Source organism: Gemmatimonas sp. (assembly GCF_044345575.1).
Taxonomy (GTDB): domain Bacteria; phylum Gemmatimonadota; class Gemmatimonadetes; order Gemmatimonadales; family Gemmatimonadaceae; genus Gemmatimonas.
In genome coordinates, this window is the sequence record NZ_JBIJAW010000256.1 from 1 (window position 1) to 4,899 (window position 4,899).

The window sequence follows — 4,899 nt, forward strand, 5'->3', positions numbered from 1 at the left end:
CAAGTAACCGCGCTGGTGCGCACCACATTCGCGCGTCGCCCCGAGCGCACGCTGGTGGCCGAGATTCGCGGTCGTACGCAGCCGAACGAACGGTTTGTCTATTCGGCGCACGTGCAGGAACCGGGTGCCAACGATAACGCGAGTGGTGTGGGCGCGCTGGCCGAGATGGCCCGCGTGGCGGCGCGGGTCGTGCGCAGCGGTGCAGCCAACCCGCAGCGTACGCTCACCATGCTGTGGGGTGACGAAATCCGCAGCACGCAGCGCTACCTCGCCGAAGACAGCGTGCGACGCACCGGAGTGAAGTGGGGCATGTCGCTCGACATGGTGGGTGAAAACACCGCCCTCACCGGTGGCACCTTTCTCATCGAAAAGATGCCCGACCCCAGCGCGGTGTGGGTGCGCGGCGACGACCAGCACAGCGAGTGGGGGGGCAGCCCCATCGAAGAGAAGGCCATCGTGAACCACTGGTTCAACGACTTCGTGCGCAGCCGCTGTCTCGATCGTGCGCGCACAACCAAGTGGGTCGTGAAGGCCAATCCGTTCGAAGGCGGCAGCGATCACACACCCTTCCTGCGTGCCGGCATCCCCGCCGTGCTGCTGTGGCACTTCACCGATACGTTCTACCACACCGATCTCGACCGCATCGACAAGGTGAGCGCCGCCACCCTCGGCAACGTGGGCGCCTGCGCGCTCACCACGGGGCTGCTGCTCACTGAAAGCACGCCCGCCATCGCCCGCGCCGCGCTCGACGAACTCGCGGGCACCGCCGAGCGCACGCTGCACGCGCAGGCAGCGCTGTCGCGTGACACGCTCGCCCGCGGCGGGTCGCGCGACCACGAGCAGCACATTCTCGACGCGTGGAGCACGTACTACCTCGGCGCGATTGCACGCGTGCCGGAGATGGTAGTGGGGCCGGTAGATCTGGCGGGCGCTATTGTGGCGGCGAGAGCGCGGGTGGAGCGGGCGGTACAGCGGGAGAGACTGCGGTGAACTGCTTACTGCGGAACTGAAACGGCGCTGAAAAGCAGACGGCAGACGGCAGGAACTACAGCACGCAGTCCGCAGGAATGCGGTAGAACGGGCGCCACCGCTTCGCGGGGCGCCCGATTTCCTTTGCGGTAGGGAAATCGGCAGCGGTGCGCAGCGCACGCTGCCGTGTTGTTCTACCGAATTCCTCCCGCTCTGCCGTCTGTGGTTCCTGCCGTCTGCCGTCTGCTGTTTGCCCCACACGCGATCTCTCATCCCAACGTGCGGTTGCCCGAGTAATCGTTTCCCGCACAGGGCCACACCACATCACCGACTGTCGTGCCGCCCCGATAGTCGCACCGTGTGCGTGTCCGTCACACGCACACGGGTGTGTATCGGTGCTGCCTTCGCAATTTTTCCTTGCCTCTAATGCCTATCGTGGAGCCGACGGCGGCCCGCGCCCCTTCTTTCGAGCTGTATGACATCGGCGCACGGCGGGCCCAAGCGTCGCGGATCGGCCCCAATACGATCATTGACCTCGCGCACGTACTGCGTAACCGGTATGGCGAGGACCTTGCCGGCTCATTGCTCTTCGACAGCACCGGCTATGCCCTCACCGCACTTCCCGGCGCCATGGTGGACGAGCGCGAAGCCCAAACCTTCGTGCGCCTCGTCATGACGCAGCTTGGCGAACGCACCGGCACCCGGGTCCTGCACGAGGCCGGACATCGTACGGCCGAGTATCTCATGACCCACCGCATTCCCAAGGCCACCCTGTGGGTAATGCGTGCGTTACCGGCACGCGCCGGACTCTCGCTGTTGCTCAAGGCGGTGCAGGCGAATGCGTGGACGTTCGTCGGCAGCGGGGAGCTCAGCGTCCAGAGCCACGCCAGGGGCGCCGACCTCACCTTCCATGCGTGCGCCATGTGCCGGGACCTGCGCAGCGACCGGCCGGTGTGCGACTTCTATGCAGGAACGTTCGAACACCTCGTGCGCACGCTCGTGGCACCGCGCGCGCGGGTGATGGAAGTGGAATGCCAGGCCCAGGGTGGGCACTGCTGCCGTTTCGAGGTGACCGGAATCCCGTAGCGGGATACATTAGGCGGCATGTCCGACAACTACCTCTGGATCAAGGCCTTTCACGTCATCGCCGTCATCGCCTGGTACGCCGGGCTGTTCTACATCTTCCGCCTGTACGTGTACCACGTACAGAAGCGTGACGAACCCGCCGTCACGGCCACCCTCGAGGTGATGGAACGGCGGCTGCTCCGTGGCATCATGATGCCCGCGATGATCGTGTCCATCGGCCTCGGCGCCACCATGCTCTATCTGCAGCCGACGCTGCTCAAGATGCCGTGGATGCACATGAAGCTCGGGTCCATCGTCTTCCTCCTCGGCTACCACGGCTTCTCGTCCTACACCCGCAAGCGCTTCCTCGCGAAGGACTATTTCCTGAGCGAAAAGGCCTGTCGGTGGATCAACGAGGTCCCCACGATCATCCTGTTCTTCATCGTAATCGGCGTGATCGTCCGCAAGCCGGGCTGACCCTTTTCTCCTTTTCTCACTAGTTACAGAATCAGCGCAGCACCCGCACCTGCCGCAGCATGGTGGTCTCGCCCAGCATGGTCTCGATCTGCACGACCTGACCGGTGGCGACACTGACCCACACCACGCTCTCGCGATTGCGCGCCAGCGTGAGAATGACCACGTGACAGTCTTCGCCCTGCACGGGTGTACGGCCGGTGACGTTCACACGGTATTCGCGTAACCCGCCGTCGAGATCGTACACGGGAAACCGCGCCGCGAAGTCCTTCTCCAGCGGCAGCGCACGCAACAGCAATTCCCAATTGCCCGCATCGAATGGCGGCACCCGCAACGTGGTATCGAGCGGCACCGGCGGCGCATCGAGCGGGGCCAGCGATCCCTTCACGCGCGCGCCGTTGAACTCCAGCAGCACCCGCCGATTCTGCTGCAGCGAGCGGCGGGTGCGCGGCGCGAGCGTGCGTTGATCGGTCACGGTGGTGTCCACCAGCTGCACCGTGCCACGTTGCAGACGCTGCACGCGCACCACGACCGGCACACCGCCAATCGTGTCGGGGCGCCAGACATCTACCAGCTGCCCCACCGGGATCTCGTCGGCGTCGCGAAACATCGTGAGCGCGTAGCGTACCGAATCCGCGGTACGCCAGCCGTGGCGCAGCACCGAGTCGCCCGGCAGGATGCGTGGCGGGAGCGGCGGTTGCATCACGCTATGCGGCGTCCCATGCAGCGATGCCGGCCAGCTACCGACAACCGCAAGCACCACCGACAGCATCGCGGCGACAGCCATCAGCATGAAGACCTACCAGGTACAGGCATACTGAACACTCGCCCGCTGCAGCTGATGCGGTCAACCGCCCAGTACGGCCGCCCTGCACCGCTCTCACTCCGTCCGTGATCCGATACCCGGATATCGTCGGCTTACGCCAAATGGTGAATACACAACGCGCCGGCACGAGTCCCGTGCCGGCGCGTCTGCTCCCTGCTTCCTGCTCCCTGTCTTTTAGTACTTGTAGTGCGACGCCTTGTACGGGCCTTCCAGCGGCACGCCGATATATGACGCCTGGTCGGTCGTGAGCTGGGTGAGCTTCACCCCGAGCTTCTCGAGGTGGAGACGCGCCACCTTCTCGTCGAGATGCTTGGGCAGCGTGTATACCTTCTTCTCGTACTGGTCGGCGTTGGCGTGCAGCTCGAGCTGCGCCAGCACCTGATTGCTGAAGCTCGCGCTCATCACGAAGCTCGGGTGGCCGGTGGCACAGCCGAGGTTCATGAGACGGCCTTCTGCGAGAATGAGAATCGAGCGGCCGTTCGGCAGCAGGAACTCATCGTACTGCGGCTTGATGTTGATGCGCTTCATTCCTTCGACCTTCTTGAGACCGGCCATGTCGATCTCGTTGTCGAAGTGGCCGATGTTGCTCACGATCGCCTTGTCCTTCATGCGGCTCATGTGCTCGACGGTGATGACGTTCTTGTTGCCCGTCGCCGACACGAAGATGTCCGCCTGCTCCACGATGTCTTCGAGCGTGGTGACCTGATAGCCCTCGAGCGCCGCCTGCAGCGCGCAAATGGGATCGATTTCGGTCACGACCACGCGCGCGCCCTGCCCCTTGAGCGCCTGCGCGCAGCCCTTGCCCACGTCGCCGTAGCCGAGCACCACGACGATCTTGCCGGCAAGCATCACGTCGGTCGCGCGATTGAGCCCGTCGACCACCGAGTGACGGCAGCCGTACAGGTTGTCGAACTTCGACTTGGTCACGGCGTCGTTCACGTTGATCGCCGGGAAGGCGAGCGTGCCCGCGCGCTCCATTTCGTACAGGCGATGCACACCCGTGGTGGTCTCTTCCGACACGCCACGAATGCCGGCCAGCACCTTCGTCCAGCGACCGGGGTTCTTCTGCTGCTCCGCGCGCAGCAGGTCAAGAATCACGCCCCACTCTTCCGGCTCGTTGTCGCTGTCGAACGACGGGACCGCGCCCGCGTGCTCGTACTCGGTGCCCTTGTGCACGAGCAGCGTGGCGTCGCCACCGTCATCGAGCAGCAGGTTTGGGCCCGTGCCGTCGGCCCACATGAGCGCCTGCTCGGTGCACCACCAGTATTCCTCGAGCGTCTCCCCCTTCCACGCGAACACCGGTGTACCCTGCGGGTTCTCCACCGTACCGTTGGGGCCCACGGCCACCGCGGCGGCCGCATGATCCTGCGTGGAGAAGATGTTGCACGACACCCAGCGCACATCGGCGCCGAGCGCGACGAGCGTTTCGATGAGCACCGCCGTCTGCACCGTCATGTGCAGCGAGCCCATGATCTTCGCGCCCTTGAGCGGCGCCTTGCCCGCGTATTCCGCGCGCAGTGCCATGAGACCGGGCATTTCGACTTCGGCGAGACGGATTTCCTTGC

General features: G+C 64.9%; 5 protein-coding genes. 3 read left to right on the top strand and 2 right to left on the bottom strand.

The annotated features are described in order from the left end of the window. From ACIQ6O_RS12945 to hemJ, 3 genes are all read left to right on the top strand, one after another. Window positions 1-990: M28 family peptidase (locus tag ACIQ6O_RS12945; protein ID WP_396208206.1), on the top strand; the 990-nt coding region annotated here is incomplete at its 5' end. Window positions 991-1,395: 405 nt separating this feature from the next. Further along, a complete protein-coding gene (gene bchJ / locus ACIQ6O_RS12950) occupies window positions 1,396-2,055 on the top strand; it encodes a bacteriochlorophyll 4-vinyl reductase (RefSeq protein WP_396208207.1) in 660 nt (219 codons plus the stop codon). A gap of 18 nt (window positions 2,056-2,073) precedes the next feature. Beyond that, a complete protein-coding gene (gene hemJ, locus ACIQ6O_RS12955) occupies window positions 2,074-2,511 on the top strand; it encodes a protoporphyrinogen oxidase HemJ (protein WP_396208208.1) in 438 nt (145 codons plus the stop codon). 31 nt (window positions 2,512-2,542) lie between these two features. Here hemJ and ACIQ6O_RS12960 read toward each other — a convergent pair whose 3' ends face one another. Both ACIQ6O_RS12960 and ahcY read right to left on the bottom strand, forming a co-directional pair. Continuing rightward, window positions 2,543-3,301 carry a hypothetical protein gene (locus ACIQ6O_RS12960; RefSeq protein WP_396208209.1) on the bottom strand — a complete coding sequence of 253 codons (759 nt, stop codon included), beginning with the start codon at window positions 3,299-3,301 and terminating at the stop codon, window positions 2,543-2,545. A 207-nt stretch (window positions 3,302-3,508) separates the two neighbouring features. Continuing rightward, a partial coding sequence (gene ahcY, locus ACIQ6O_RS12965; protein ID WP_396208210.1) for an adenosylhomocysteinase occupies window positions 3,509-4,899 on the bottom strand: 1,391 nt, incomplete at its 5' end.